This is a genomic window from Streptomyces sp. NPDC021080 (genome assembly GCF_044333225.1).
GTDB lineage: Bacteria > Actinomycetota > Actinomycetes > Streptomycetales > Streptomycetaceae > Streptomyces.
The window spans coordinates 276,052-302,867 of the sequence record NZ_JBIRQM010000005.1; the positions used below are offsets into that span (position 1 = coordinate 276,052).

The 26,816-nt window shown below is 70.8% G+C and carries 19 protein-coding genes; 9 read left to right on the forward strand and 10 right to left on the reverse strand.

The genetic code is table 11. The annotated features are described in order from the left end of the window. The first annotated feature begins 177 nt into the window (after window positions 1-177). From ACH4S8_RS14445 to ACH4S8_RS14460, 4 genes are all read left to right on the forward strand, one after another. Window positions 178-1,341, forward strand: coding sequence for a CDP-alcohol phosphatidyltransferase family protein (locus tag ACH4S8_RS14445; RefSeq protein WP_398393592.1), 1,164 nt, complete (start codon window positions 178-180; stop codon window positions 1,339-1,341). Beyond that, window positions 1,338-5,915: a glycosyltransferase gene (locus tag ACH4S8_RS14450; RefSeq protein WP_398393594.1), complete on the forward strand. Its 4,578-nt coding sequence runs from the start codon at window positions 1,338-1,340 to the stop codon at window positions 5,913-5,915. Before ACH4S8_RS14445 ends, ACH4S8_RS14450 begins: the two co-directional genes overlap by 4 nt. Before the next feature lie 169 nt (window positions 5,916-6,084). Further along, window positions 6,085-6,528, forward strand: coding sequence for a hypothetical protein (locus tag ACH4S8_RS14455; RefSeq protein WP_398393596.1), 444 nt, complete (start codon window positions 6,085-6,087; stop codon window positions 6,526-6,528). Then, complete coding sequence (locus ACH4S8_RS14460) at window positions 6,521-7,852, forward strand: phosphodiester glycosidase family protein (RefSeq protein WP_398393598.1); 1,332 nt, start codon at window positions 6,521-6,523, stop codon at window positions 7,850-7,852. Before ACH4S8_RS14455 ends, ACH4S8_RS14460 begins: the two co-directional genes overlap by 8 nt. 40 nt (window positions 7,853-7,892) lie before the next feature. Here the strand turns inward: ACH4S8_RS14460 and ACH4S8_RS14465 are convergent, their stop codons facing one another. The 6 genes from ACH4S8_RS14465 to ACH4S8_RS14490 all read right to left on the reverse strand — a co-directional run bounded on the left by ACH4S8_RS14465 (window position 7,893) and on the right by ACH4S8_RS14490 (window position 17,094). Next, complete coding sequence (locus tag ACH4S8_RS14465; protein ID WP_398393600.1) at window positions 7,893-9,485, reverse strand: hypothetical protein; 1,593 nt, start codon at window positions 9,483-9,485, stop codon at window positions 7,893-7,895. Window positions 9,486-9,766: 281 nt separating this feature from the next. Next, the gene (locus ACH4S8_RS14470; RefSeq protein WP_398393602.1) at window positions 9,767-11,893 is read right to left on the reverse strand and encodes a 3-hydroxyacyl-CoA dehydrogenase NAD-binding domain-containing protein; all 2,127 of its coding nucleotides are present in this window, start codon (window positions 11,891-11,893) and stop codon (window positions 9,767-9,769) included. Continuing rightward, entirely contained in the window at window positions 11,890-13,116 is a 1,227-nt protein-coding gene (locus ACH4S8_RS14475) for a thiolase family protein (protein WP_398393604.1), read from the reverse strand. The genes ACH4S8_RS14470 and ACH4S8_RS14475 overlap by 4 nt, the downstream gene beginning before the upstream one ends. Before the next feature lie 867 nt (window positions 13,117-13,983). Beyond that, on the reverse strand, window positions 13,984-15,261 hold the full coding sequence (locus ACH4S8_RS14480; protein WP_398393606.1) for a ribonuclease D: 1,278 nt from the start codon (window positions 15,259-15,261) through the stop codon (window positions 13,984-13,986). Between the two features lie 183 nt (window positions 15,262-15,444). Next, the gene (locus ACH4S8_RS14485) at window positions 15,445-16,107 is read right to left on the reverse strand and encodes a LuxR C-terminal-related transcriptional regulator (RefSeq protein WP_398393608.1); all 663 of its coding nucleotides are present in this window, start codon (window positions 16,105-16,107) and stop codon (window positions 15,445-15,447) included. A 309-nt stretch (window positions 16,108-16,416) separates the two neighbouring features. Then, window positions 16,417-17,094, reverse strand: coding sequence for a DUF3000 domain-containing protein (locus ACH4S8_RS14490; protein WP_398393610.1), 678 nt, complete (start codon window positions 17,092-17,094; stop codon window positions 16,417-16,419). 185 nt (window positions 17,095-17,279) lie between these two features. Between ACH4S8_RS14490 and hemE the strand changes: the two genes are divergently transcribed. Then, window positions 17,280-18,347, forward strand: a complete 1,068-nt coding sequence (hemE, locus tag ACH4S8_RS14495; RefSeq protein WP_398393613.1) for a uroporphyrinogen decarboxylase — start codon at window positions 17,280-17,282, stop codon at window positions 18,345-18,347. A 109-nt stretch (window positions 18,348-18,456) separates the two neighbouring features. Here hemE and ACH4S8_RS14500 read toward each other — a convergent pair whose 3' ends face one another. Next, window positions 18,457-19,275 carry a rhomboid family intramembrane serine protease gene (locus ACH4S8_RS14500; RefSeq protein WP_398393615.1) on the reverse strand — a complete coding sequence of 273 codons (819 nt, stop codon included), beginning with the start codon at window positions 19,273-19,275 and terminating at the stop codon, window positions 18,457-18,459. A gap of 201 nt (window positions 19,276-19,476) precedes the next feature. On the opposite strand from ACH4S8_RS14500, the gene ACH4S8_RS14505 reads away from it, so the two are divergent. Next, on the forward strand, window positions 19,477-19,809 hold the full coding sequence (locus ACH4S8_RS14505; RefSeq protein ID WP_398393617.1) for a hypothetical protein: 333 nt from the start codon (window positions 19,477-19,479) through the stop codon (window positions 19,807-19,809). A 237-nt stretch (window positions 19,810-20,046) separates the two neighbouring features. On the opposite strand, the gene ACH4S8_RS14510 is transcribed toward ACH4S8_RS14505, so the two are convergent. Both ACH4S8_RS14510 and ACH4S8_RS14515 read right to left on the reverse strand, forming a co-directional pair. Further along, on the reverse strand, window positions 20,047-21,495 hold the full coding sequence (locus ACH4S8_RS14510; protein ID WP_398394104.1) for an FAD-dependent oxidoreductase: 1,449 nt from the start codon (window positions 21,493-21,495) through the stop codon (window positions 20,047-20,049). A 33-nt stretch (window positions 21,496-21,528) separates the two neighbouring features. Beyond that, the gene (locus ACH4S8_RS14515) at window positions 21,529-22,560 is read right to left on the reverse strand and encodes a DUF4349 domain-containing protein (protein ID WP_398393619.1); all 1,032 of its coding nucleotides are present in this window, start codon (window positions 22,558-22,560) and stop codon (window positions 21,529-21,531) included. Here ACH4S8_RS14515 and ACH4S8_RS14520 point away from each other — a divergent pair. The 3 genes from ACH4S8_RS14520 (at window position 22,559) to hemQ (ending at window position 25,011) form a co-directional block, all read left to right on the forward strand. Beyond that, window positions 22,559-22,699, forward strand: coding sequence for a hypothetical protein (locus ACH4S8_RS14520; protein WP_398393621.1), 141 nt, complete (start codon window positions 22,559-22,561; stop codon window positions 22,697-22,699). The two genes, ACH4S8_RS14515 and ACH4S8_RS14520, sit on opposite strands and share 2 nt — an antisense overlap. A 126-nt stretch (window positions 22,700-22,825) precedes the next feature. Then, window positions 22,826-24,274 (forward strand): protoporphyrinogen oxidase, encoded by a 1,449-nt coding sequence (hemG, locus tag ACH4S8_RS14525; RefSeq protein WP_398393623.1) that lies wholly within the window; start codon window positions 22,826-22,828, stop codon window positions 24,272-24,274. A gap of 5 nt (window positions 24,275-24,279) precedes the next feature. Next, complete coding sequence (hemQ, locus tag ACH4S8_RS14530) at window positions 24,280-25,011, forward strand: hydrogen peroxide-dependent heme synthase (RefSeq protein ID WP_398393625.1); 732 nt, start codon at window positions 24,280-24,282, stop codon at window positions 25,009-25,011. Window positions 25,012-25,081: 70 nt separating this feature from the next. Here hemQ and ACH4S8_RS14535 read toward each other — a convergent pair whose 3' ends face one another. After that, window positions 25,082-26,728, reverse strand: coding sequence for an alpha/beta hydrolase (locus ACH4S8_RS14535; RefSeq protein WP_398393627.1), 1,647 nt, complete (start codon window positions 26,726-26,728; stop codon window positions 25,082-25,084). Window positions 26,729-26,816 lie beyond the last annotated feature (88 nt).

The window sequence follows — 26,816 nt, forward strand, 5'->3', positions numbered from 1 at the left end:
ATCAACGTCGCTACCGTGTTCAGGTGAACAGGGGGCTACTCCCAGTTGAACCGTTGTTATGGTTCGGCTCGAACATGTGGTGCTCTTGTGAAGGCGCAGGTCCGCCCGTGTTCCCCCCGAGGTGCATCTCGATGCCGTGGGGCATCCTGTCCGGTCTCGCACGTTCTCTGAGGGGTTATGGCCACGCTGTCGCTGAGGGCTGTCCAGAAACTGACCTGCAAGAAGCGTGACGCCTGGTGGACGGTCCTCCTGGTCGACCCGGTGGCGACCCGGCTGCTGATGGTTGTGGCCCGCTTCCGCTTCATCACGCCCAACGGAGTCACATGGGCGGCTCTGTTCGTCGGCCTCGCCTCGGGCGGCTTCTTCTTCCAGGGCGACAGCAGGTCCCTGCTCATCGGCGCGCTGCTGTACCACGTCAGCTTCATCCTCGACTGCGTCGACGGAAAGCTGGCCCGCCTCAAGGGCAACGGCTCCGTCTTCGGCGGCTGGCTCGACTACGTCTTCGACCGCATTCGGGTGCTTTGCTGCGCTCTTGCCCTGATGGGGGGCCAGTACCTGCGGACCCAGGACGAACGCTTCCTGCTGGCCGCCCTCGCGGTTGTCTTCTTCGACATGCTGCGGTACGTCGACGCCCTGCAGATCTACAAGATGCGCTTGGGCATGCGGACCAAGATCGAGCAGGTTGCCACGGAGCGGGCCGAGGCCGAGTACTCGACCCCGTACCGCGATGGCGACGCCCCTGTGGTCTTCATGGAAGACCTGCTGCGCGAGAACCCCGCCGCCCAGGCGGAGGCGCTGCGTGCGGAAGCCGGCGTCGCGCAGGTGGTCGACCTGCATCAGCAGTTCCGCGGCCAGTTCCCCTGGTATTCCCGGTTCCGGCGGGCGCTCGTGCGCACCCGGATCCGTCCGCACCTGGTGAGCGGCATCGAGTTCCAGATGTTCGTGTTCATCGTCGGCCCGCTGATCGGCCGCGTCCTGTGGACCACCGCGGTGTCGACCGCGCTGCTCCTGTGCTTCGAGCTGATCATCATGTACAAGTTCTGGCTCTCCACCCGTGACTTCACCCGTGTCATGCGAGAACTGAGCACCGATCCGGACGTCGCCGCCGTCGCCCCGCAGTTCCACGGCGGACGGGGGCACCAGGCCGCCGACTGGGGTACGTCGCACGGCGAGCAGTACCCCTACCACCAAGAACCCGAGCCGACAGCCGCGTACGACTTCTGGTCACGTCCCCCGCGGCCGTACCGGTACGAGGTAGCCATGTCGCAGTACCAGCCGGGTCACAACAGCCACCCGCAGCACCCGCAAGCACTCTGGGAGAACGGAGGATCCGGACGATGAACGAGCCGAACACAGCCACCGGCACCGACTGGGGATCCGTCGCGGACCCGACTGCTTCCGAGCTCTCCTTTCGCGAGGCGGACTCCCGTGCTGACCTCTTCCCCGACATCGACGCGGACTTCCCGGTCGATGCCTCCGCCTGCACCGTCACGATTGCGATCGCCGCGTACAACGCGAGTGCCACACTCGACCGGGCACTGCGTTCCGCGCTGAGCCAGACCCATCGCGACCTCGAAGTGCTGGTGCTGGACGACGCCTCCACCGACGGAACCGTGGCGGTCGCCCAGCGGTACGCGGAGCAGGACCCACGCGTCCAGGTCGTGATCCGTTCCAGCAACAGCGGTGGTGTGGGATCCCCCCGCAACCGGGGCATCGACAGCGCGACCGGCCGGTACATCATGTTCCTGGACGCCGATGACGAACTGCCCCACAAGGCGTGCGAAACGCTCCTGTCCTCCGCTCTCGCCACAGGGGCCGACATCACCGCGGGGCGCGCCCTTCGGATCAACCTGGCCAAGGGCGAGACCACGGTCTGGCAGCAGCAGCTGTACGGCGAGGACCGGATCATCGAGGGCGGCCTGAGCGCCGTGCCCGAGCTGTTCGAGGACCCGATTGCCGCGGCCAAGCTGTACCGCCTCGACTTCCTGCACGAGCACGGCATCCGCTTTCCCCAGGGCGTCCACTTCGAGGACACCTACTTCTCCACGGTCGCCTACTACTTCGCGGACACGATCAGCGTGCTCGCCGCACCCGTCTACCGGTGGATGTGGGAGCAGGAGTCGGACAACCCGTCCATCACCAACCGGCGCGGCGAACTGCGCAGCATCCGCGACCGGGTGCAGGTGCACCAGTGGACCGACGACTTCCTCGCCCGGCACGGCGCGCACGAACTCATCGCCCGCAAGGCCGCCAAGTTCCTCTCGCACGACCTCGGGCTGTACATGTCCGCGCTTCGGGTAGGTGACGACGCATACCGGGGCGGTTTCCTCCGCACCACTGCCCCGTACCTGCGGACGCTTCCGGAAGACAGCTACGACCTGTGCGGACCGCTGGAGCGGGTACGGGCCTTCGGCCTCATGCAGGGCAGGGCCGATGTGGCGCTGTCTGTCGCGGACTTCACCCAGCGGCGCCCCGTGCTCAGCTCCGACCTCGAAGAACGCGAGGGCAAGGTCTACTGGTCCGGTTCGCTGCTCGGCCGCCCGGACGCCGAGCGCTTTCTCGACGTCACCGACCTGGACCTGGCCGGCACCGGTCTGGCCGACGCACGGCTGTTCAACCAGGCGACCCACGTGGAGATCGTCGACGGCGAACTCCATCTGACCGGTTTCATCCGGAACCAGTTCGGCAGGGTCGCACCGAAGGACAAGGTCGAACTGACGGTCGTCCTGCGCTGCCGCAGCCCGAGGACCGACCACACCTTCCCCGTCACCGGCGTCGAGATCGACAAGGACCACATCCGGTACCACGCGACCGTCAGCCTGGACGAGACCCTGGGCGAGTCCGGGCGGTCGGCGGTGTGGAACCTCTTCGTCCAGCTCCGCCACGCCGGGGAGCGGGCCACCACGGCAGTCTGCGTGCGGGGTATGGACATCGAGGCGGGGAGGTACACCGGTGGCGGCACGACGTACGAGATGTACGAGACCGTCAGCGGTAACCTCGCGCTGCGCCCGGAGACCAGGGACCAGCAGGTCGGCACCGAGCGCCCGGACACACCGTGGCTGTGGTGGAAGGACGAGAAGCTCCCGGAGCCGTTTCTGAGGCGCGAGCGCTACGGGGCTGCCGTGGTCGTGCACTGCCACAACGACGAGTACAACCTGCCCGAGTTCCTCGGCTCGCTCGACACCCAGCGGAATTTCCCGGGCACACAGGTGATCCTCGTCGACGACGGGTCGACCGACGCCACCGCGGAGCAGCTTGCCGACTTCGCCGCCCACTACCCCAACACCACCGTCGTGTCCCAGGTCGCTCTGGGGATGCGGGCCGCGTTCGATCATGGCCTGCGCCATGTGACCGCGCCGTACGTCATGTTCGCCCGTGCCCGTGATGTCCTCGGCCGGGACAGTGTCGACCGTCTCCTGGACACCGCACGCGCGGCCAAGGCGGATGTCGTCGTCGGCCGTCCGGACAACTTCCCTGGACCGAGCCGGATTTCCAGCGAGCCCTGGCTGCGCTACTTCGGTAAGGAACCCACCGAGGTGACACGGCTGCGGGACGCGCCGTACCTCGTGTTCTCCACGAGCCTGGGCGCCAAGCTGCTGCGGACCAGCCTGGTGCGCGAGCAGCGACTGCACTGTGGGCAGGGTCCGGGTTTCGAGGACGCCTGGATCACCGTACCGGCCCTGCTGCACGCGCGCCGGGTGGCCATCGAGCCGCAGGCCATCTGCTACGAGCGGGACCGGGAACGATACAACTCGCTGTTCGACCTGCCGTGGAACGACCCGGTCACGACCGAGGAACTGATCCGGCTCTGCCGGAACGTCCTCCGGCGGGCCGCCGCGCTGGACGCCCGTACGCTCCGCCTCGCGCAGCGCTTCGTCGTACGCACCTTCCAGCCTTACCTGCGCAACATGCACCGCATCATGAGCCGTACGGAACTGGCGTCCGTCTTTCCCGCGCTGCACGAGGTCTACGCGGGCATTCCGGACGACCTGATCCTGCAGTACGCCACAGCCTCGCTCTCGCGGAGGCAGCACCATGCCGTGCGCACCGCGAACCTGGACCTGTTCTGCGAGCCGTACAAGCGGCCCGAGTACCGGGCTCACCTCCATCTGGACGACCAGGGCCTGTACCGCAGGCTCACCGCGGACCGGTTCGACACTTCGCTGCTGCGCGTGGACCGGCGCCGGATCGTGCTCGAGACGTGTCACGTCGACGTGGAACGCATCGTCTTCGAGGGTCTGATGGTGCTGGCGGGTGCCGACATCAGCCACCTCTTCGACAACCGGATCGAACTCATCCTCTCCGACGGCCGTACGGAGCGCGCCCTCCCTGTCGAACAGGTGTATCGGCGTGACCGGTGGCGCACGCGCAAGGAGCAGGACTGGTACAGCGGCTGGCGGGCGATCGCCACGCCCGAGGACTTCGCGTCGCTGAACAACCGGGACCTCGCGCTCACCCTGCGTATCCATGACGGTGACCGGCACCTGGACAGTCCGGTGGATCCCCGTCAGATGCTGCACCGCTTCAAGGGCGTGCACCGTGCGGGCCAGGCCACCGTGATCCTGGGCATCGGTTCCGATGAGGTGATCACGCTGCGTCGGGTCGCCGGCCTCACCAAGAGGGTCGGACACAAGGTAAAACGTTTCTTCAAGGAATTCCGCTCGTCTCTTCCCGGCCGGCCGGGCTGGCGCACCAGACTGCTGTACTGGCTCTACCACCCCTGGCTGCGCGGCAAGGACATCTGGATCATCGGCGAGCGCGAGGACACCGCACAGGACAACTCGTACCACTTGTTCAACTGGATCCGGCGCAATCAGCCGCGGCGCAAGGTGTACTACGCCATCAACGGCGACGCTGCCGACCGAGCCAAGGTCGCTCCGCTGGGCCGGGTGATCGACCGTCTGTCGTGGAAGTACCGCGTGTACCTGCTGCACGCCAGCAGACTCGTCAACGCCTACGACCTGGAGGCGTACCTGGGCTTCCCCGGTCTGTCCAAGCGGGCCTTCCTCACCGGCTACGGCGACCTCCTGCGCTACAAGCGGGTGTTCCTCCAGCACGGTGTGGTCTACAACGACGTCGCGCCTTCCATCCACGCGCAGGTGACCAACGTCGACATGGTGCTCACCACCGGGCGCAGCGAACGCGCCTACTACGCCGAGCACTGCGGCTACGGCTATGACCGCGTCGCCGCCACCGGCCTGCCGCGCTTCGACGCGCTGGAGCCGGTGACGGGACCGCGCCGCATCCTGGTCATGCCGACGTGGCGGCGCGACATCGTGGCGCCCTCGTACAACAAGGCGGCCAAGCCGGAGATCCCGTTCGCCGCCTCCGAGTACTACCGCTTCTTCTCGGCGCTGCTGCGCGACGACCGGCTGCTGTCGGCGCTGCGACGCCACAGCGTCCAGTTGGAGTTCATGCCGCACTACGAGATCCGGCCCTACCTCAAGCATTTCCGTATCGACGACCCGTCCATCACGGTCTCCACCACCGGACGCGACGTGCAGCTGGCCATGCGTGAGTGCTCGATGCTCGTCACCGACTACTCGTCGGTCTTCTTCGACGTCGCCTACATGGCCAAGCCAGTCGTCTACACGAACTTCGACGACGAGAGCTTCTACAGCAAGCACTACAAGCGCGGCTACTTCGACCTGGCGAGGGACGGTTTCGGGCCCACCTGCGCCACTGTCGACCAAGCAGTGCGGGAGATCGTTGCCGCCATCGAGCGGGGCTTCACGGTCGAGCCGAAGTATCAGGGCCGCGCGGAGGACTTCTTCGTTTTGCGGGACACCAACAACTGCAAGCGCGCCTTCGAGGTGATCGACACCATGGATGCCTCCGTGGTGGGCGATCCCGGACTGCCCGCGGGACCGCTGGTCATGGGACGGCCCGAGGCGCAGCAGGCGGGGAAGGGGTGACGTGATGCGGCCCAGGATCTTCCTCGCCGACGACTCCGGCATGGCGAGCAGACCTCGCGTCGCGGTTCCGCCGGTCGGCTGGGGACAGGCGCTGGAGGTGTTCGGCCGAACATCTCACCGGACAGCCCATGGCCGAGGCGGCGGCTGGCGTGGGCGGCGGGAAATCACGATGACCGGCCGTCATCCGATCGCGCTCGCCCACGTCACCGTTCCCGGAGCCCAGGACGCTGATGGAGGCCTTGAACTCCGCTCGGACGTCGGCCCGGTCCTGCTGCTTGCACCCGGCATCCGCCACCCGGGTCAGAGCCTGCTGTCCGGCAGCCGGTTCGCGACCTGTACCTTGGACGCCGCTCCGCGCACCGTCGGTCGTCTGCTGCGGGTCGACCGGCTGATCTCCTCCGCTGCCGTCTTGGACGCGGTCCTCCGGGTACGGAGGCGCCAGCTTCCCGGTCGGTTCGTGACTCTGCGGCCGGGCGGCCGGGCCGTCCTGCCCGCCGGGCACGCACCCGAGCCCGACTTCGACGACGAGGCCGATGGATGTGTCTGGTCCGACGTGACCGTGTTCATCGGGGACCTCGGCATGTCACCGGGCGCTCTGGCCGTGCGTGGCTAGCCGCCGTGCCCCCGGGTGGCCGGCGGCCGTCCCGCTCGCGCTCTGCCTGATCCTGGCCGGCTGTACCACATCCGCCCCTGTCCACCGGGCGCGGTCGAACGTCCCCACGGCCGCGCCCGGTTCTGCCGCGCCTTCCCCGGACTCCTCCGGTTCCACCGCTCCTTCCACGGCGGCGTCGGCCCTTCCCGTCGGCTTCGCCTACCAGCAGTTCACCCGGAGCCTCGGCCCCGGCGCTCCCGTGCGGCTGACCGTTCTGAGCGTCGCGCCGGATGCCGGAGTGCGGGTCATCGGCGTGCACGGCAGCAGCATGACCAAGGCCGAGACCGTCCGCTCTCTGGCACGTCGGGCCGGTGCGCTTGCGGCGATCAACGGCACCTACTTCGACATCCGCACCGGGCATCACCACTCGGGCTACGAGGGTGATCCCATCGGGCTGTACGCCGAGAAAGGCACGGTGCTGAGCGAAGCTCTCGACGGTCGACCCGCCCTTCTGCTCGGGTACGCGGGCGGACGCCTGCGCACACGCGTCGCCGAGGTGTCCACCGTCGGGCGGCTGAGGGCTGCCGACGGAGCGTTGCGCGAACTGGACGGCGTCGGACGGCTCCCCGGCCGGATTCTCGGTTGTGGCGGAGTCGGCGGCGATCGCCTCGTTACCACTGGCCGGTTTCAGGCCGGACCGCACGACGGGCTGTGCATTGACGCGGACGAAGTCGTGTCCTTCGGCCCGCAGTGGGGTGGAGACACCCCGCCCGGTGGCCCGGGGAGCGTAGAGGCGCTGCTCTCGGCGGAGGGCGAGGTTCTCGCGCTGCGCACCCCCGCTGGCGGTCCGCTGTCCAGGGGTGGCAGCTCGCTCTACGGCATCGGGTCCGGTGCCGCATGGCTGCGGGCGCACGCCGTGCCCGGCACCCGTCCGGTGGTGTCGGAGCGGATCACCGACCCGGCCGGACGTGCCCTGCTCACGCCGGTGGAGACCGCGGTGGGAGGTAGCGCGCGTCTGCTCCGCGACGGGGTGCCCGACCCGGACGCCACCCGGTTCCTCGGTCCCGGCCGCGCGGCGCGCACCGTGGCCGCGGTGAGGGCCGACGGCACTCTTCTCCTCATCGCTGTCGACGGCCGGTCGCGGGGCCACAGTGTCGGGGCGACCCCGGCCGAGACGGCGGCGCTCGTGCGGTCCCTGGGAGCGGTGGACGCCGTCAACCTGGACGGCGGGGGTTCCAGCACCGTGGTGTTCCGGAATCGCCTGCGCAACAGTCCGCGCGAGGCGGCGGACGGCGTGGTGCGCGAACGCCCCGTCGCCGACGCGATTGCGATTCTGCCTGAATGACGGCTTGCGATCGCGTCGGCGACGGGGCGGCGGCCGTTCATCAGGGAATGGTGACGGTGCCGGCCGCAGCGGAGAACAGGGCGCCGCCCGTGCTCATCGAGACGAACATCTCGTATTCACCGGACGCGGTGTTCGGAAGGGCGACACCCTTGTAGCCCGAGGTGGCGAAGTAGGCGTAGTCATACGTGCCGAAGTCGCCGCGCCTGACATGGGGGCTGACCTCCTCCGGCCGGTAGGACTTGCCGAGCCGGAAGGAAAGGGTGGACTTTGTGCCGCGCAGCACCAGGTAGTACGTGCTGTGCTTCGGAGAGTTCGCCTCTACACCGTGCACGAAGAACACTCCTTCGACGTGTAGGTTCCGGTTCTCCAGCCAACTCTCCTCCATGGAGAACACAGCTTCCTTGGAGAAATGCCCGATGATGGGCCGACGCATCAGCCGTACCCGCTTCTCGTCCCCGACGAGCGATATCTCGTGTCCGCCGTGCGGCCGCCGAACACCGAAGGGCCGTCGTGCCACGAGGGTAGTTCGACGGTCGATCCCTTCGACGGGGCTTACCACCCGAACCGAGAGGTCGTAGGCACCGCTCGGAATCTCACGCAGTGAAATACCGGCCGATGCCTTCGGTTCGAATCCGCCGTCCGCGTAGTCGCGTGCGAACCGGTCGAAATAACGGCTGTAGGTGTACTTCGCTCCGGTCGTCGCCAGCGGGAACTCCCAGTGGTTCGCGTCCCCTTCGACGATCAGGCTCTTGGTGGTCGGGAAGTCGCCGTAGAGGGACTGTCCCGGGATGAACGCCTCGCCGCTCATCAGCAGGTTGCTGCCACGGATCTCGTGCTTGACGAGGACGGCGGTCAGTGCGTCGGAGGCGCGCAACTCGGCCAGGTGACGCCGCCGTTCTGTGGCGTCCGTCTGGGTGTCACCGTTCTCGAGGAGGCCCAGGCGAGGTTCGGCGCCCTCGGACAGCGCGGACAGGACGCCCACGATGAGCGGGAGATTGTAGCCGGAGACCTCTCCGTGCTGCCGTACGAGTTCCGATTGGGTCCGGATCAGGTTGAAGTTCTCGCAGGCCCAAAAATGGTCGAGATGGGGACTGATCTCCGTCGCGTACTGCACGTCGGCTTCGGAGGTGAACAGATAGATGTTGTGCCCTTGCCCGCCCTGCTCTCTGAGCATCCCGGGTATGGCGTCGTCGAGCGCGTCCACGTGGTCCTGGGGCATGTCCTCGCCGAGGATGTACCGGCCCGTCAACTCCTGGTTCCGGACGTAGCTTCCGACCAGGAACTGCGGAACGACGGCCAGGATGTTCCGGTAGCCGTACTTCAAACCGTAGTAGAGAGCCGCGCTGCCGCCCTTGGAAACACCCAGAAGGCTTACCTGATCCCGGGTCAGACCGAGGTCAGTCATGGTCTTCTCGATGAGCCGGTGAACAGATGCCTCGATGTCGAAGTTCATCGCGCGGCACATGTAGTAGCTGTAATGCCCGTCGAAATCGTCCTTGATCCACAGGACGTTGGCACGCAGTCCGGCCGTCGATTTACCCGCGTAGTGGTAGCCGTTGGGTGCGGCAAGTCCCGAGAAGATCACGACCAGATGACGGGTATCGCCCTCTGCGGCACGAAAGCGATACTCCACCGGAACGGCACCGGATGTGTCGGTTTCGTTCACCATGGTTCGCCGGTCCGCAGTGGCGAGGTTCGGTGAAAGTTTGGGAAGTGCCGTGTCCATGAAGAGCCTTGCTCGCTTCTGTGCCAATGCCGACCCGACTTCCTTGTCGGGGAGTTGAGGAGATTGTAACTGGCCGCGTCGATCAAGTGAACGTCGGGTGGAGGTCTTGTGAAGAGATGTGTATCCGGAATCAAAAAAGGGAGCCTCTGCGCGAATTGCGCAGAGGCTCCCTCGGTGTGCCGAAGGTGTTACTCCGGAACCGAAGCCAGTCCCGGCTGCAGGAACCGCTTGCCCGTCGCGCGTTCCGAGACGCCCTCGCGGTCCAGGTACGGCGTGATGCCGCCCAGGTGGAAGGGCCAGCCCGCGCCGGTGATCAGGCAGAGGTCGATGTCCTGGGCCTCGGCGACGACGCCCTCGTCGAGCATGAGCCCGATCTCCTGGGCGACCGCGTCGAGGACCCGGTCCCGCACCTGCTCCTCGGTCAGGACGACGTCGCCCTGCTTGAGGAGGGCGGCGACCTCGGGGTCCAGCTCCGGCTTGCCGGAGTCGTAGACGTAGAAGCCGCGCTTGCCCGCCTTGACGACGGCCGCGAGGTTCGGGGAGACCGTGAAGCGGTCGGGGAAGGCCCGGTTGAGGGTCTCCGAGACGTGCAGACCGATCGCGGGACCGACCAGTTCGAGCAGGACCAGCGGGGACATCGGCAGGCCGAGCGGCTCCACCGCCTTCTCCGCGACCTCGACCGGGGTGCCCTCGTCGATGACGTTCTGGATCTCGCCCATGAAGCGGGTCAGGATGCGGTTCACGACGAACGCCGGGGCGTCCTTGGTGAGGACCGCGGTCTTCTTCAGCTTCTTGGCGACGGCGAACGCCGTGGCCAGCGAGGCGTCGTCCGTCTTCTCGCCGCGCACGATCTCGAGCAGCGGGAGGATCGCGACCGGGTTGAAGAAGTGGAAGCCGACGACCCGCTCGGGGTTCTTCAGCTTCGACGCCATCTCCGACACGGAGAGGGACGAGGTGTTGGTCGCGAGGATCGCGTGCGCCGGGGCGACCGCCTCGACCTCCGCGAACACCTGCTGCTTGACGCCGATCTCCTCGAAGACGGCCTCGATGATGAAGTCCGCGTCGGAGAAGCCCTCGGCCTTGTCCAGGACACCGGAGACCAGGGCCTTGAGGCGGTTGGCCTTGTCCTGGTTGACGCGGCCCTTGAGCAGCAGCTTGTCGATCTCGGAGTGGACGTAGCCCACACCCTTGTCGACGCGCTCCTGGTCGATGTCCGTGAGGACGACCGGGACCTCGAGGCGGCGCAGGAAGAGCAGGGCGAGCTGGCTGGCCATCAGGCCCGCGCCGACGACGCCGACCTTGGTGACCGGACGCGCGAGGGACTTGTCCGGCGCGCCGGCCGGGCGCTTGCCGCGCTTCTGGACCAGGTTGAAGGCGTAGATGCCGGAGCGCAGTTCGCCACCCATGATCAGGTCGGCGAGCGCCACGTCCTCGGCGTCGTAGCCCTTCTGCAGGTCGCCGTCCTTGGCCGCGGCGATGATGTCCAGCGCGCGGTAGGCGGCCGGGGCGGCGCCGTGCACCTTGCTGTCGGCGATGAAGCGGCCACGCGCGACGGCCTGGTCCCAGGCCTCGCCGCGGTCGATCTCCGGACGCTCGACGGCGATCTCGCCCTTGAGGACGGAGGCCGTCCACAGCAGCGACTGCTCCAGGAAGTCCGCACCCTCGAAGAGCGCGTCGGCGATGCCGAGGTCGTGGACCTGAGCGCCCTTGAGCTGCTTGTTCTGGTTGAGCGAGTTCTCGATGATCACCGAGACGGCCTTGTCCGCGCCGATCAGGTTCGGCAGGATCGTGCAGCCGCCCCAGCCGGGGACCAGACCGAGGAAGACCTCGGGCAGCGAGAACGCCGGCAGGGCCGCGGAGACGGTCCGGTACGAGCAGTGCAGACCGACCTCGACGCCACCGCCCATCGCCGCGCCGTTGTAGTACGCGAAGGTCGGGACCGCGAGGCCCGACAGGCGCTTGAAGACCTCGTGGCCGCCCTTGCCGATGGCGAGCGCGTCGTCGTGGTTCTTCAGCAGCTCGACACCCTTGAGGTCGGCGCCGACCGCGAAGATGAACGGCTTGCCCGTGACACCGATACCGACGATCTCGCCGGCCGCGGCCTCCCGCTCGACCTGGTCGATGGCGGTGTCCAGGTTCGCCAGCGACGCGGGGCCGAAGGTGGTCGGCTTGGTGTGGTCGAAGCCGTTGTCGAGGGTGATGAGCGCGAAGCGCCCGGCACCGAACGGCAGGTCGAGGTGGCGTACGTTCGCCGAGGTCACGACCTCGTCGGGGAACAGCTCGGCCGCTCCCTTGAGGAGTTCAGCGGTGCTCACTTGTCGCCTCCGGCGTCCTTGTGGTGCGGGTTCTCCCAGATCACCGTGGCGCCCATGCCGAAGCCGACGCACATGGTGGTGAGGCCGTAACGGACCTCCGGGTGCTCCTCGAACTGGCGGGCCAGCTGCGTCATCAGACGGACGCCGGAGGAGGCGAGGGGGTGGCCGTAGGCGATGGCGCCGCCGTACTGGTTGACGCGCGCGTCGTCGTCGGCGATGCCGTAGTGCTCCAGGAAGGCGAGCACCTGGACGGCGAAGGCCTCGTTGATCTCGAAGAGGTTGATGTCCTCGATCGACAGACCGGCCTGGGCGAGGGCCTTCTCGGTGGCGGGGATCGGGCCGTAGCCCATGACCTCCGGCTCGACGCCCGCGAAGGCGTACGAGACCAGGCGCATCTTGACCGGCAGGTTGTTCTCGCGGGCGAAGTCCTCGGACGCGATGATCGAGGCGGTCGCACCGTCGTTCAGACCGGCCGCGTTGCCGGCGGTGACCCGGCCGTGGACGCGGAACGGGGTCTTCAGGCCGGCCAGGTTCTCCAGCGTGGTGCCCGGACGCATCGGCTCGTCGGCGGTGACCAGGCCCCAGCCCGTCTCACCGGCGGCGGGGTTGGTGTTGCGCACCGAGATCGGCACCAGGTCCTGCTGGATCTTGCCGTCGGCGTACGCCTTGGCGGCCTTCTCCTGCGAGCGCACGGCGTACTCGTCGGCGCGCTGCTTGGTGATGGTCGGGTAGCGGTCGTGCAGGTTCTCGGCGGTCATGCCCATGAACAGGGCGGACTCGTCGACCAGCTTCTCGCTGACGAACCGCGGGTTCGGGTCCACGCCCTCGCCCATGGGGTGACGGCCCATGTGCTCGACACCGCCGGCGATGACGACGTCGTACGCGCCGAAGCCGATGGAGCCCGCGACGCTGGTGACGGCGGTCAGCGCGCCCGCGCACATACGGTCGATGGAGTAACCCGGGACCGACTGCGGCAGTCCGGCAAGGAGGCCGGCCGTGCGGCCCAGGGTCAGACCCTGGTCACCGATCTGCGTGGTCGCGGCGATGGCGACCTCGTCGATCTTCTTGGGGTCAAGACCGGGGTTGCGGCGCAGCAGCTCCCGGATGGCCTTCACGACGAGGTCGTCGGCGCGGGTCTCGTGGTAGATGCCCTTCGGGCCCGCCTTGCCGAACGGGGTGCGGACGCCGTCGACGAAGACGACGTCCCTGACGGTACGAGGCACGATGGCTCTCCTCCAGATGCGGGATGGCACTGCTGCGCGACACACGCCTGAGCGCGCGCTCAGCACCCATGCTACTTACGAGTAACCAACCTGCCCAGTCCCGGGCGCGGGAGCGGCGAAGGTCACATCCGGAAGGCCTGCGTGTTCCGGCCCGGCCGCGCGGGCGCGGGCGTCCGGCACCGGCCCGCCGCCCCGGGCCCGGCCGTGACGGCTGTCGCGGCGGGCAGTCCGCCCGGGGCCGTCCGGCCTGCCGCGACGGCGCTGCGCGAGGGCCCGGCGCGCGGGGAGCGGGTCGCGCCGGGGCGGCCCCGATCTTGGCGTGATCTCGTCGCCCGTTCGGCGGGTCGGACCCGCTCCGGGAACCCGTTCGGCGCAACCCGCCCGCCGTGGACCGGCGCGTCGGGGGCGGGAGACGCCCCCGGGACGCCGAACGCGCGGGGGTACGAGGAACACGCGGGGCGTGCGGAACGGCCCGGGCGTGGGAGTGCCGGGGGGCGGCTGGAGTGCCCAAAAGCACCGGAAGCACCGGGAGCACCGGAAGCACCGGAAGCGCCCGAAGGAAGCTGTACGCGCGGCGTGCGCGCCGCATACGGACGCATCCCGCCGCACTGATATGCCGAGCCGAGGGGAAGCCCGCGGCCCCGGCAAGGGCTGCCCAGGGGAGCGCCGCCCGGCGGGGGCGCCGCCCTGGAAACTGTCGCCCTGGGGAGGGCCGCCCGGCGGGGGCGCCGCCCGGGGGAAGGCTGCCCTGGAGAGGGAGGTCCCGGAGACCGCCGCCCCGGCGAAGGCTGCCCGGTCCGTTCCGGATTCCGGCCGCTCCGGGCGTCGCGCTCCTTGCCGGGGTGGTGGTCCGGACGGGTGAGGGGCCTAGGCCGCCTTCACCGACAGTGCGGTCACCAGAGCCGGAGTGACCAGCTCGACCTGCCAGGGGCGCGCCCCGCAGGCGGTGAGCGCCGCGCCCACGGACTCCGTGTCGGGCGTCTTGGGCGGCTCCCAGCACACGCGCCGCACGGTGTCCGGGGTGATCAGGTTCTCCTGCGGCATGTTCAGCCGCTCGGCCAGCGCCGACACCGCGGCCCGCGCGGCGGAGAGCCGGGCGGCGGCCGCCGGGTCCTTGTCGGCCCAGGCCCGCGGCGGCGGCGGACCGGTCACCGGCTGTCCGGGCTGCGGCAGCTCGGCGTCCGGCAGTTCCTTCGCGCGGTCGACCGCGGCCTGCCACTGCTCCAGCTGGCGCCGGCCCATGCGGTGCCCGAAGCCGTTCAGGGCGGCCAGGGCGTGCAGGTTGGCGGGCACGGCCAGCGCCGCCTCGACGATCGCCGCGTCCCCGAGCACCTTGCCGGGCGAGATGTCCCGGCGCTGGGCGATCCGGTCCCGGGTCTCCCACAGCTCCCGGACGACGGCCATCTGGCGGCGGCGGCGCACCTTGTGCATCCCGGACGTACGGCGCCAGGGATCCTTGCGCGGCGGCGCGGGCTCGGCCTGGGCGATGGCGTCGAACTCCTGCCGGGCCCAGTCCAGCTTGCCCTGCCGGTCGAGCTCCTTCTCCAGGGCGTCGCGCAGGTCGACCAGCAGCTCCACGTCGAGCGCGGCGTAGCGCAGCCAGGGCTCGGGCAGCGGGCGCGTCGACCAGTCGACGGCGGAGTGCCCCTTCTCCAGGACGAAGCCGAGGACGCTCTCGACCATCGCGCCGAGGCCCACCCGGGGGAACCCGGCCAGGCGCCCGGCCAGCTCGGTGTCGAAGAGGCTGGTGGGGATCATGCCTATCCCGCGCAGGCAGGGCAGGTCCTGGGTGGCGGCGTGCAGGACCCATTCGGCTCCGGAGACGGCCTCGCCTAGGCCGGACAGGTCGGGGCAGGCGACGGGGTCGATGAGCGCGCTGCCCGCGCCCTCGCGGCGCAGCTGCACCAGATAGGCGCGCTGGCCGTAGCGGTACCCGGAGGCGCGCTCGGCGTCGACGGCCACCGGGCCGGTGCCGGCGGCGAAGGCGGCGATCACCTCGGCGAGGGCGGCGTCGTCGGCGATCACCGGGGGGATGCCTTCCCGGGGCTCGAGCAAGGGGGTCGGCGCCGGTTCGACGTCGTCCGGAGGGGCGCCTCCGGTGGTTCGCAGTGAGCTGTCTGCTGCGGTCTCTTGGGCGTCGGTCACCTGTCAAGGGTATCCGTGCATGGACGACGCCCGTCGACGGAACGTTCCGTCGACGGGCGTCGGATGGTCGTAAACCAGTCAGGTCGGCGCAAGGCGCGGTTCACGCGCGGGGGGAAGCGGTCCGGGGCCGGGAGGCGGGGAGGGGCCGGGCCGGTGTCGGGGGGCAGGGCATCGGGGGAGGGGTCAGTGGATGATTCCGGTCCGCAGGGCCACCGCGACCATCCCGGCACGGTCGCCCGTGCCGAGCTTGCGGGCGATGCGGGCGAGGTGGCTCTTGACGGTCAGCGCGGACAGGCCCATGGAGACGCCGATGGCCTTGTTCGACTGGCCCTCCGCGACCAGTCGCAGGACCTCGACCTCGCGTCCGGACAGTTCGCGGTAGCCGCCCGGGTGGCTCGGGGCACCCGGGGGGCGGCGGTGCATACGGGCGGCGGCCGAGCCGATGGGCGCGGCGCCGGGCCGGGCGGGGAGCCCGACGTTCGTACGGGTGCCGGTGACGACGTAGCCCTTGACGCCGCCCGCGAGGGCGTTGCGCACGGCGCCGATGTCGTCGGCGGCGGAGAGGGCGAGGCCGTTGGGCCAGCCCGCGGCTCGGGTCTCGGAAAGGAGGGTGAGGCCGGAACCGTCCGGCAGGTGGACGTCGGCGACGCAGATGTCACGCGGGTTGCCGATTCGGGGACGGGCCTCCGCGACGGACGACGCCTCGATGACGTCGCGCACTCCGAGCGCCCACAGATGGCGGGTGACGGTGGAGCGGACCCTGGGGTCGGCCACGACCACCATGGCGGTCGGTTTGTTCGGGCGGTAGGCGACCAGGCTTGCGGGCTGCTCGAGGAGAACGGACACCAGGCCTCCTGGGGTGCGGGACGGGACCGGCTCTGGGGGCGAGCCAGGACGAACCGTGCTTTCAAGGTCACAGACGTCTTCGGCATCAAACCTGTCGACCTTTAGGGAATGATCACGATGGGGTGAGTAACAATCCGTGCAATTCGGACACGCGATCGATCATCCGAAGATCGAACCGAGTCGTTCCGCGTCGATACGCGGCCGAAAGTGGCCGGATCGATGTTCGCCCGGTAAGGAAACGGCCGGATCGGCGTCCGCCCGGTAAGGAAACGGAAAGGGCGCGCGCGTCGGCGCGCGCCCTCGAGGGGGTCAGCGGGACTGTGGTCCCCGGCGCTGCGGCAGGGTGACCACCGAGGCGTCGCCCGGAGTCACCGGCGGCAGTCCGGCGACCTGGCACAGCAGGTCGCACCAGCCGGCGAGGTGCGCGGCGGTGTCCGGTACGCCGCCGAGCCCCTCCCGGGGCGTCCAGGACGCGCGGATCTCGATCTGCGAGGCGGCCGGGCGCTCCGCGAGCCCGCCGAAATAGTGCGAGCTCGCGCGGGTCACGGTGCCGCTCGGCTCGCCGTACGAGAGGCCGCGGGCCTGGAGCGCGCCGGTCAGCCACGACCAGCAGACCTCGGGGAGCAGCGGGTCGGCGGCCATCTCCGGTTCCAGCTCCGCGCGGACCAGGGTCACCAGACGGAAGGAGCCCTGCCAGGCGTCGTGCCCGGCCGGGTCGTGCAGCAGGACGAGGCGGCCGTCGGCCAGGTCCTCGTCGTCGGCGACGACCGCGGCCTCCAGCGCGTACGAGTACGGAGCCAGGCGCTGTGGTGGTCGTGTCGGGTCGATCTCGATGTCCGGCCGCAGCCGGGCGGCCTTCAGCGCGTCGACGGCCGCCCGGAAGGGCAACGGGGCCGTCTCCGCCGCATTCCTGTCCTCCTCCTTCTTCTCCCTCGCGTCGTCCATTCCGCCAGCGCCGTCCGACAGTCGTCCCTGAGCCGCAGCCATGCCGGGAAGATTAAGGGGAACGGAGCCCGCGCGCAGGGAGAGACACCCGTGCGTGGGACCCCTGTCCGGATCACGCCACGCGGGCGCCGCAGGCCGGGCGGGCCGTCCGCGGGGCCGGAGCGGGGGCAAAGGGCGCATCGGAGCCCGGGGCGGCGGTGCCCGCGCGGCGTGGGAGACTTTCCGTCGTGAGCGCCAACCACAGCCCCGCCGGGCAGCAGCCGACAGCCACGTACGAGTCCGCCTTCCTCAAGGCGTGCAGGCGCGAGCCCGTGCCGCACACGCCCGTGTGGTTCATGCGGCAGGCCGGCCGTTCGCTGCCCGAGTACCTCAAGGTGCGCGAGGGCATCCCCATGCTGGAGTCCTGCACGCGGCCCGAGCTGGTCGCCGAGATCACGCTCCAGCCGGTCCGCCGGCACCACGTGGACGCCGCGATCTACTACAGCGACATCGTGGTCCCGCTGAAGGCCATCGGCGTCGACCTGGACATCAAGCCGGGCGTCGGCCCGGTCGTCCAGAACCCGATCCGCAGCCGTGCCGACCTGGCCCAGCTGCGTGATCTGACCCCCGAGGACGTCTGGTACGTCACCGAGGCGATCGGGCTCCTGACGGCCGAACTCGGCGAGACCCCGCTCATCGGTTTCGCGGGCGCGCCTTTCACCCTCGCGAGTTACCTCGTGGAGGGCGGTCCGTCCAAGAACCACGAGCACACCAAGGCGCTGATGTACAGCGACCCGCAGCTGTGGGCCGATCTGCTCGACCGTCTCGCCGAGATCACCTCCGCCTTCCTGAAGGTGCAGATCGAGGCCGGCGCGAGCGCCGTCCAGCTCTTCGACTCCTGGGTCGGCGCCCTGGCCCCCGCCGACTACCGCCGCTCCGTGATGCCCGCCTCCGCCAAGGTCTTCGACGCCGTCGCCTCCTACGGCGTGCCGCGCATCCACTTCGGCGTCGGCACCGGCGAGCTGCTCGGCCTCATGGGTGAGGCCGGCGCGGACGTCGTCGGCGTCGACTGGCGCGTCCCGCTCGACGAGGCCGCCCGCCGCGTCGGCCCCGGCAAGGCGCTCCAGGGCAACCTCGACCCCGCGGTCCTGTACGCCTCCACCGAGGCGATCGAGGCGAAGACCCGCGAGGTGCTCGACGCCGCCGCCGGTCTGGAGGGCCACGTCTTCAACCTCGGGCACGGCGTCATGCCGAGCATGGACCCCGACGTGCTGAGCCGTCTGGTGGAGTACGTCCACACGCAGACCGCCCGCTAGAGCCACACGCGGACGGCCCGCTGGAGCCCGCCGCCAGAGCCCGTCACCGGCCGGTCCGCGGACCGGCCGGCGCCTTTTCCCCGGACGCCGGACGAGGCACCCGGCCGGTTCACCAGCCGTGCCGCGCCTGTCTGCCCCACAGCAGGCGGCGCGGTTCGGGCGGAGGCGGGGTGCCCGGACGCAGCGGCCAGGCCAGAAGCATGCCGGCCAGGAAACCGACGACGTGCGCCGCGTACGCCACGGTGCCCGCGGTGGGCACGGCGGCGCCGGACGAGTACGCCGCCTGGAGCACGAACCAGAAGCCCAGCACGAGCCACGCGGGCAGCCGGAGCGGCAGGAACACCAGGAACGGGACGAGGACCCAGACCCTGGCTCTCGGATACAGCACCAGATACGCGCCGAGAACCCCGGCGATCGCCCCCGAGGCGCCGATCAGCGGGTCGCCCGAGTCGTCGTTCACCAGGGCGAAGCCGTACGCCGCCGCGAAACCGCAGGCCACGTAGAACAGTGTGAAGCGCACATGGCCGAGCCGGTCCTCGATGTTGTTGCCGAAGATCAGCAGGAAGAGCATGTTGCCCAGCAGGTGCAGCCAGCTCCCGTGCAGGAACATCGCCGTGAGCACCGACAGCGGCGGCGACTTGGTGTAGCCCGGCGGGCCCAGCACGCAGCCCGACCCGTGCGGACCGCCGCCGACCTCGCCGGTGGGCACCAGACGCGGCATCTGATGATGGATCAGTTCCCTTGGTATGGCGGCGTAGTGGTCCATGAACGCGTGCAGATGACACAGCTGCGACAGGGCGCTGTCGCCCGCCACCGATCCGGCGAGACCGGGGGTGTAGAGGAAGACGAGCACGTTGGCGGCGATCAGCGCGTACGTCACACAAGGCGTGCGCCGCACCGGGTTCACGTCATGGACGGGAATGACCACGAGGAACTACTGCCCTCGAAGCGCGGGGTGAATCCGCGCCGCACCGGGCTCGGCCGGGCACCCGGCCGGCCTGGCCGCCGGGGCGGTTCCCACCGCGCGCACTGAACACATGTGCCCCCGCGGCCGTATGACTCCTCAGCCCCTCGCGTCGCGCCCACGACGTGAGGGGTACGACGACGTGAAGACGTGAGGACACAGGCCATGAGCGACCGAGTTACTCCTCCGATGCATGCTCTGCCCGACGGCGAGGCGGAAATCGCCCTGGTGCTGCACCTCCCCTGGGAGGACGTCGCCGCGCTCGGCCAGGAGGCCGGACGGCTCGCGGCCCGGATGCAGCGGCCCGTGACCCTGGACGAGGCCGTCAGCCATCGCCTGCGGTCCTCCCGGCCGGCGGCACACGCGAAGCCGGCCCAGACCCCGCCCGCGGTCACCGCGGCCGGCTCGGTCTCCTCCCTGCCGCCCCGCCCGGCGGCGGAGCAGGCCCGCCAGGCGATAGACCGCATCAACGGGTCGGCCGGGAACGAGTCCGCCTGACGGACACGCGGCCCGCCGGATCCCGCCCCGGCCCGCCGGGTGCTGTCCCGGCGGGCACCGGGCCTGTCCGGCGCCGACCGGGGTACGGCCACCGGCCCGCCGGCCGGGTACGCGGTGCGCCGCCCGTCACCGGGACGGTGGGCCTGCCGCCCGTCACCGGGACGGCAGGGCGCCGTGCGTGTCACCGGGACGGCGGGTGCACCGCGCGTCACCTCGACGGCCCGGGTGCCGGGCGTGTCACCGGGCTCCCCGGCGGACCTTCGTCACCGCCTTGCGGGCCGCCACCAGGACGGGGTCCCAGACCGGGGAGAACGGCGGCGCGTAGCCGAGGTCCAGCATCGTCATCTGTTCCACCGTCATGCCCGCGGTCAGCGCCACCGCCGCGATGTCCACGCGCTTCGCCGCGCCCTCCCGGCCGACGATCTGCACGCCGAGCAGCCGTCCCGTGCGGTGCTCCGCGAGCATCTTCACCGTCATGAGGGCGGCGTTCGGGTAGTAGCCCGCACGGCTCGTCGACTCGATGGTGACGGTCTCGAACTTCAGGCCCGCCCGGCGCGCGTCCTTCTCGCGCAGCCCGGTGCGGGCGATCTCCAGATCGCAGACCTTGCTCACCGCCGTGCCGACGACGCCGGGGAACGTGGCGTATCCGCCGGCCACGTTGGAGCCGATGACCTGGCCGTGCTTGTTCGCGTGGGTGCCCAGCGCGATGTGCCTCTCGCGCCCCGAGACCAGGTCGAGCACCTCGACGCAGTCGCCGCCCGCCCAGATGTCCTCGTGCCCGCGCACCCGCATCGACAGATCCGTGAGCAGGCCGCCGTGTTCCCCGAGCGGCAGCCCGGCGGCGCGGGCCAGCGACGTCTCGGGGCGGACGCCGATGCCGAGCACCACCACGTCCGCCGGGTACGTGGCGTCCTCGGTGACGACCGCGCGGACCCGGCCGTCGTCACCGGTGAGGAACCCGGTGACCCCGGTGTCCCCGACCATGGTGATCCCGAGGCCCTCCATGGCGGTGTGCACCAGGCGGCCCATGTCCGGGTCGAGGGTGGCCATGGGTTCCTTGCCGCGGTTGACCACGGTCACCTCGTACCCGCGGTTGATGAGGGCCTCGGCCATCTCCACGCCGATGTAGCCCGCGCCGACGACCACGGCCCGGCGGCCTTCGGTCCTCGCGAGCGTGTCGAGCAGGGCCTGCCCGTCGTCGAGGGTCTGCACGCCGTGCACGCCCGGCGCGTCGGCGCCCGGCAGTTCGGGGCGGACCGGACGCGCGCCGGTCGCGATGACGAGCCTGTCGTACGGCGTCCACTCCTCGGCCCCGGTCTCGAGGTCCCGGGAGCGCACCCGGGCGCCCGCGACGTCGATCTCGGTGACCTCCGTCCGCATCCGCAGGTCGATGGAGCGCTCCCGGTGTTCCTTGGGGGTCCGCGCGATCAGCCGGTCGCGGTCGGGGACGTCGCCGCCCACCCAGTACGGGATGCCGCACGCCGAGTACGACGTGAAGTGCCCCCGCTCGAACGCCACGATCTCCAGCTCGTCAGGACCGCGCAGCCGGCGGGCCTGTGACGCGGCGGACATGCCCGCCGCGTCACCCCCGATCACGACCAGTCGTTCCCGGGCACCGCGCCCACCGCCCGCACCGCTCGTCCCACTCGTACCACCGGTGTCGATCGCGCCGCTCGGGCTGCTCATGCTCATGCGAACACGCTACGGGGGCCCGGCACTTCAGTCTTCCTCCCCGCCCTTCGAAGCGGCGCCGGCCGCCGGAGCGGACGCCTGGCCGGAGGGTGCCGCGGAGGCAGGTCCGGAAGCCGGGCGTGCGGCCGGAACAGGGGCCGGCAGCGCACCTTCGGCCGGTCCGTCGGCCGGTCCCGAAGCCACCGCCGGGGCCTGGCGGCGGCGCAGCCGCGGACTCACCCCGCGCGTCCACACCAGGGCGATCAGGCCCAGGACCACCGCGAAGGGGAGCACCGCCCCGATGGCCAGGGCCAGCCAGCGCACCACGGTGACCAGCACGTTCCAGCCGCCCGAGAGCGCGTCGAGGAAGCCCGGGTCGGACTCCTTCTTCTCGGCCTTCTTCACCGGCGTCTCGGACAGCGTGAGCGTGATCGTGGCCAGGCTCGTGCGGTCCTTCAGCGACGCCTGCTGGGCGAGCAGCGCCTCCAGATCGGACTCACGGGTGCTCAACTCCCCTTCCAGAGCCACCACATCACTGAGCTTGGTCGCCTTGTCCATCAGTTCGCGGACCCGGGCCACGCTGGCGCGCTGCGACTTGACGCGGCTGTCCACGTCCACGACCTGATCGGTGACGTCCTGCGCCTTGGCCGTCCGCTCGACGACCTTGCCGGCACCCTCCAGATCGGCGAGCACCTGGTCGTACCGCTCGGAGGGCACCCGCAGGACGACCCGCGTGCGCTCGTGGTCGTGCCCGTCACGGGTGGTGGTCTCGTCGCCGACGTAGCCGCCGGCGCTCTCGGCCGCCGTGCGGGCGTCGTCCAGTGCCCCGGGAACGTCCTTGACCACGACGGTCAGCGAGGCGGTACGGATGATGCTGTTCACGGTCACCTTGGGCGGGGCGGCCGTCTTGCGGCCGTTCGACGCCCCGCTGCCCGCCGCCCCCGAGTCCGCCCGCTCCGCGGGAGCGGCGTTCGCGTCCCCGGCGCTCCGCGCGACCGCCTTGTCGCTCGAGCTCCCCGCGTCGTCGGCGGCGCCGCACCCGGCCAGCGCGAGCGAGGCGACGAGGAACATCCCCGCCATGACCCGGCCGGCACGCACCGGCGACACGGACGAGGCGGACGGCGTGGACGAGACGGGCCGGACGGGTGACATGGGCCGGACCGGACGTCCGGAACTGTGTGTGCGCATGTGGGCCTACCCCCAGGGTGGTGACGACTGACGGTTCTTCGACGCCGGAGGGGTGCGGGACGTTGGCGGGTTCCGGTCCCGATGCGGTCACGGTCGGGACTCGAAGGGGCCGCATGGCCCTGGCGGGAGGGCCGGTGGGGTCTGAGAGGGTGGAGTCATGAGCGCATCGGGTACGGGGCACGTCGTCGTCATCGGGGCCGGCATCGCCGGGCTGGCCGCCGCGCACCGATTGCTCGGGCGCGGCGCACGCGTGACCGTCGTCGAGGCCTCGGACCGGGTCGGCGGCAAGCTGCTTCCCGGCGAGATCGCGAGCGTCCGGGTCGACCTGGGCGCCGAGTCCATGCTGGCGCGCCGCCCGGAGGCGGTGGACCTGGCGCGGGAGGTGGGCCTGGCCGACAGCCTGCGGCCGCCGGCCACCGCCACGGCCTCGATCTGGACCCGGGGTGCGTTGCGCCCGATGCCCAAGGGCCATGTGATGGGCGTACCGGGCACCTCCGCCGCCCTGGCCGGTGTCCTGTCGGACGAGGGCCTCGCCCGCATCGAGCGCGACGCCGAACTGCCCCGTACCGAGGTCGGCGACGACGTGGCCGTCGGGGAGTACGTGGCGGCCCGTCTCGGCCGCGAGGTCGTCGACCGTCTGGTCGAGCCGCTCCTGGGCGGCGTCTACGCGGGCGACGCGTACCGCATCTCGATGCGCTCCGCCGTCCCGCAGCTCTTCCAGGCCGCGCGGACCCACGACTCGCTGACGGAGGCGGTCCGGGAGATCCAGGCCAAGGCGGCCGCGAGCGGGCAGACCGGGCCGGTCTTCATGGGCATCGAGGGCGGCGTGGGCCGGCTGCCGCTCGCCGTGGCGCGTTCGGTCGCGGCCCGCGGCGGCGAGATCCTCACCGGCACACCGGTGACGGAACTGCGCCGGACGGCGCCCACGGGCTGGCAGGTGGTCGCCGGTGAGCGCGTCCTGCGTGCCGACGCGGTGGTCGTCGCCGTCCCCGCCCCGGTCGCGGCCGCGCTGCTGGGCGCCGAGTCGCCCGCGGCCGCCGCCGAACTCCGCACGGTCGAGTACGCCTCCATGGCCCTGGTCACCCTCGCCTACCGCCGGACCGGCGTCTCCCTGCCCGAGGGCAGCGGCTTCCTGGTGCCGCCGGTCGACGGCCGCACGATCAAGGCGTCGACCTTCGCCTCCCGCAAATGGGGCTGGATCGCCGACGAGGACCCGGACGTGCTGGTGCTGCGCACCTCCGTGGGACGGTACGGCGAGACGGAGATCCTGGAGCGGGAGGACGCCCACCTCGTCGACGTCTCCCGGCACGACCTGCGCGAGGCCACCGGCCTGGACGCCGAGCCGCTCCGGACCCGCGTCACCCGCTGGGACGACGGCCTGCCGCAGTACCCGGTCGGCCACCACGCGCGCGTGGCCCGCATCCGTGACGAGGTCGCCAAGCTGCCGGGCCTCGCGGTGTGCGGCGCGCAGTACGACGGCGTCGGCATCCCGGCCTGCATCGCGAGCGCGTACGCCGCGGTGGACCGGCTGGGCGGAGACACGCGCGGTGTGCAGGAGCTCACCGCGAACCCGGTGCAGAGTCTGCACGGCGGAGCAGGAGAATAGGAACCATGAGTGACGACGCCCCCACCACCGAGTCCGGCAGGGTCCCGAACAAGGGCAAGCTGGCCAAGGACCTGAACGAGGTCATCCGCTACACCCTGTGGTCGGTCTTCAAGCTGAAGGACGTGCTCCCCGAGGACCGCACCGGCTACGCCGACGAGGTCCAGGAGCTGTTCGACCAGCTCGCCGCCAAGGACGTGACGATCCGCGGCACCTACGACGTCTCGGGGCTGCGCGCCGACGCCGACGTCATGATCTGGTGGCACGCCGAGACCAGCGACCAGCTGCAGGAGGCGTACAACCTCTTCCGCCGCACGAAGCTGGGCCGCGCCCTGGAGCCGGTCTGGTCGAACATGGCGCTGCACCGGCCCGCCGAGTTCAACCGCTCGCACATCCCGGCGTTCCTCGCCGACGAGACGCCGCGCAACTACGTCAGCGTCTACCCCTTCGTGCGCTCCTACGACTGGTACCTGCTGCCCGACGAGGACCGTCGCCGCATGCTCGCCGACCACGGCAAGATGGCCCGCGGCTACCCGGACGTGCGCGCCAACACGGTCGCCTCGTTCTCCCTGGGGGACTACGAGTGGGTCCTGGCCTTCGAGGCCGACGAGCTCTACCGCATCGTCGACCTCATGCGCCACCTGCGCGCCTCCGAGGCCCGTATGCACGTCCGCGAGGAGGTCCCGTTCTTCACCGGCCGTCGCAAGGACGTCGCCGACCTGGTCGCGGGCCTCGCCTGACGGTCCCGGCACAACACGAGGCGGGCGCCCCCGAGAGGGGACGCCCGCCTTCATGTTTCCGCGCTCCGCGTCAGGTGGCCCGCCGTCCCTCGCCGCCCTTGCCGCCCTTCGTGTTCCGGGCACGGCTGTCGGGTGCCTGCGGCACCGGCTCCCGGTGCGGGGCGCACCCGGCGTTGCGCTCGGGCAGCCGGCCCTCCAGCAGATAGGCGTCGAGATAGCCGTTGACGCACTTGTTGGGGCCGCCCGCGATCCCATGGGTACCGGCGCCGTTCTCGGTCACCAGCACCGAGCCCCCCAGCCGTCGCTGCAGCTCCTCGGCACCCTCGTGCGGCGTCGCCGCATCCCGCTCGGCGGCGAGGATCAGCGTCGGCGGCAGCTCGCCCGGCAGGGCCCGTACGTCGAGCGGCTTCTGCCGGGGCGCGGACCAGTACGCGCACGGCAGGTTCATCCACACGTTGTCCCAGGTCTCGAACGGGGCGACCCGCGCGAGACGGGTGTTGTCACGGTCCCAGGTGCGCCAGTCGGTCGGCCAGGGCGCGTCGTTGCACTCCACGGCCGTGTAGACCGCGTTGCCGTTCTCCTGCTCGGCGGCGGCCTCCGGATGCGGTCCCGCCACCTGGATCAGCGGCTTCGGGTCACCCTTCAGATAGGCGGACAGCGCCAGCGCGCGCTGCGGCCAGTAGTCGTCGTAGTACCCGGCCTGCAGGAACGCGCCCTGCAGTTGGGCGGGCCCCACCGTGCCGCCCGCGGGCGAGGCGGCGAGCCGGGCCCGCGCCCTGTCGTAGGAGCGCTGCACCTCCTGGGGGGTGCGGCCCAGCTCGTACACCTTGTCGTACCGGGCCGTCCACGCGCGGAAGTCCGCCCAGCGGCCCTCGAACGCGGCCGACTGGTCGAGGTTGTTCCGGTACCAGATCTTCTCGGGGGCGGGGTTCACCGCCGAGTCGAAGACCATCCGGCGTACGTGCGAGGGGAACAGCGTCGCGTACAGGGCGCCGAAGTACGTCCCGTACGAGGCACCCATGAAGGTCAGCTTCCGCTCGCCGAGCGCGGCGCGCAGCACGTCCAGGTCGCGGGCGTTGTCGAGCGAGGTGTAGTGGCGCAGGGCGGAGCCCGAACGCCGGGCGCAGCCGCGGGCGTACGCCTTCGCCTCCGCGATCCGCGCCTTCTTGAACGCCTCCGAGGGGACGGCCGGGGACTGCAGGAGCGGCTTCGGCGGGTGCTCGGGGTCCCGGCAGGACAGCGGCGCCGACCGGCCGACACCGCGCGGGGCGTAGCCGACGAGGTCGTAGGCGCCTCCGATCCGCTTCCACTCGGGCAGGTAGCCGATCAGCGGGAAGAACATGCCGGAGGCGCCGGGACCGCCGGGGTTGTAGACGAGGGCGCCCTGGCGCGGCACCCTGTGCTTCGCGTTGTGCGGGTCCTTGCCGGTGGCCCTGATGCGGCTGACGGTCAGTCTGATCCGTTTGCCGTCGGGGAGGGCGTAGTCGAGGGGCACGGTGACCGTGCCGCACCGCAGGCTGGAGGGCAGATGCTCCTCCTTGGGGCACGCGCCGAAGCGGATGCCCGCGGCGGCGGCGCGCCGGGCGGCGACGACGGTGCCCCGCGCCTCGGCGGAGCCGACCGCTCCGGGCCAGGCCGGGGCGCTGCCCGCCGGAGCGGCGACGAGGCCGGTCAGGAGCAAGGACCCGGCGGTTCCGTGGAGGACGGCAGCTCTCATCGCGAATCCCTTCGGCGCACGGCAGCGACAGAAGGATGCTTCGTTCGGCGGCGGGCGAAGTAAAGCACCGCCTGCCGGTGTCGGCGCC